Source organism: Pseudonocardia broussonetiae, assembly GCF_013155125.1.
Lineage (GTDB): Bacteria > Actinomycetota > Actinomycetes > Mycobacteriales > Pseudonocardiaceae > Pseudonocardia > Pseudonocardia broussonetiae.
Genome location: NZ_CP053564.1, coordinates 1 through 2,500, shown reverse-complemented (window position 1 = coordinate 2,500; position 2,500 = coordinate 1). Strand labels below are relative to the sequence as shown.

Genomic DNA, 2,500 nt, shown 5'->3' with positions numbered 1-2,500 from the left:
CGTGGTGGATGCCGGAGGTAGAGCACTGGATGGGCTAGGGGGACCAAAATCTTACTGAACTCAACCAAACTCCGAATGCCGGTATTTCTAGCGCGGCAGTGAGACTGTGGGGGATAAGCTTCATAGTCGAGAGGGAAACAGCCCAGATCACCGGCTAAGGCCCCTAAGCGTGCGCTAAGTGGGAAAGGATGTGGGATCGCCCAGACAACCAGGAGGTTGGCTTAGAAGCAGCCACCCTTTAAAGAGTGCGTAATAGCTCACTGGTCAAGTGGTCCTGCGCCGACAATGTAGCGGGGCTCAAGCGCACCGCCGAAGCCGTGGCAATACCACATGAGATCCGCTTCCTGGTCTTCGGGCCTGGTTGTGTAGTCGTGGTGTTGGGTAGGGGAGCGTCGTGCATCCAGTGAAGCGGCGGGGTGACCCAGTCGTGGAGGGTGTGCGAGTGAGAATGCAGGCATGAGTAGCGAATGCAGAGTGAGAACCTCTGCCGCCGAATGACCAAGGGTTCCTGGGCCAGGTTAATCCGCCCAGGGTGAGCCGGGACCTAAGGCGAGGCCGACAGGCGTAGTCGATGGACAACGGGTTGATATTCCCGTGCCCGTGATAGTGCGTCCGTGCTGAGGCCGGTGATGCTAACCATCCGAACCCGCTTACCGACCTTTGGGTTGGTTTGTTGAGGGGAGCGTGGGACCCGATCCGGTAGTAGGCAAGCGATGGGGTGACGCAGGAGGGTAGCTCCGCCAGTGAATGGTAGTACTGGTGCAAGCCTGTAGCCCGACATCCAGGTAAATCCGGGTGTCATACAAGGGTGAGAGGTGACGCGTAGCCGATTGAGGCGAAGTAGAGTGATCCCATGCTGCCGAGAAAAGCCTCTAGCGAGTGCTGTTGCGGCCCGTACCCCAAACCGACACAGGTGGTCAGGTAGAGAATACTAAGGCGATCGAGTGAACTGTGGTTAAGGAACTCGGCAAAATACCTCCGTAACTTCGGGAGAAGGAGGACCGGCTGCTGTGAAGCTCCTTGCGGGCTAGCGGTGTCCGGTCGCAGAGACCAGGCCCAAGCGACTGTTTACTAAAAACACAGGTCCGTGCGAAGTCGCAAGACGATGTATACGGACTGACGCCTGCCCGGTGCTGGAACGTTAAGAGGACCTGTTAGTCCTTCGGGGCGAAGCGGAGAATTTAAGCGCCAGTAAACGGCGGTGGTAACTATAACCATCCTAAGGTAGCGAAATTCCTTGTCGGGTAAGTTCCGACCTGCACGAATGGCGTAACGACTTGGGCGCTGTCTCGACCACAGACTCGGCGAAATTGCACTACGAGTAAAGATGCTCGTTACGCGCGGCAGGACGGAAAGACCCCGGGACCTTTACTACAGCTTGGTATTGGTGCTCGGTTCGGCTTGTGTAGGATAGGTGGGAGACTGTGAAGCGGCCACGCCAGTGGTTGTGGAGTCATTGTTGAAATACCACTCTGGTCGAATTGGGTGTCTCAACCTCGGGCCATGATCTGGTTCAGGGACAGTGCCTGGTGGGTAGTTTAACTGGGGGCGGTTGCCTCCCAAAATGTAACGGAGGCGCCCAAAGGTTCCCCTCAGCCTGGTTGGCAATCAGGTGTTGAGTGTAAGTGCACAAGGGAGCTTGACTGTGAGACCGACAGGTCGAGCAGGGACGAAAGTCGGGACTAGTGATCCGGCACCACCTGGTGGAAGGGGTGTCGCTCAACGGATAAAAGGTACCCCGGGGATAACAGGCTGATCTTGCCCAAGAGTCCATATCGACGGCATGGTTTGGCACCTCGATGTCGGCTCGTCGCATCCTGGGGCTGGAGTAGGTCCCAAGGGTTGGGCTGTTCGCCCATTAAAGCGGTACGCGAGCTGGGTTTAGAACGTCGTGAGACAGTTCGGTCCCCTATCCGCCGCGCGCGCAGGAGACTTGAGGAAGGCTGTCCCTAGTACGAGAGGACCGGGACGGACGGACCTCTGGTGTGCCAGTTGTCCCGCCAGGGGCACGGCTGGTTGGCTATGTTCGGAAGGGATAACCGCTGAAGGCATCTAAGCGGGAAGCCTGTTCCAAGATGAGGTCTCCCACCACCTTGCGTGGTTAAGGCCCCCAGCAGACCACTGGGTTGATAGGCCAGAGATGGAAGCCCGGCAACGGGTGGAGTTGACTGGTACTAATAGGCCGAGGGCTTGTTCATGACGAGTTGTTTGCATCCACTGTGCGACCCTGAACACACAAACACTGTGTGGTCGGGTTGCGAATCGGTTCGATGAGACTGCGTCTCGTGTTTCGCATCCACTAATTGCATACGCTTTGATCGAGTACGACACTAGTTGGATAGTGTTGTCGGTGGTTATGGCGGAGGGGGAACGCCCGGTCCCATCCCGAACCCGGAAGCTAAGCCCTCCAGCGCCGATGGTACTGCACCTGTCAGGGTGTGGGAGAGTAGGTCGCCGCCGACATCAAACATGATTTGTGGGCCCCCGCCGTCAGGCGGGG

Annotated in this window: 2 rRNA genes (1 of these 2 cut by a window edge); both read left to right on the top strand. The window is 57.7% G+C overall.

Annotated elements, in window-relative coordinates:
• Positions 1-2,198 (top strand): 23S ribosomal RNA (locus HOP40_RS00010); it begins 921 nt to the left of the window's first position.
• Positions 2,199-2,346: 148 nt separating this feature from the next.
• Positions 2,347-2,463, top strand: a 5S ribosomal RNA gene (rrf, locus tag HOP40_RS00005).
• Positions 2,464-2,500 lie beyond the last annotated feature (37 nt).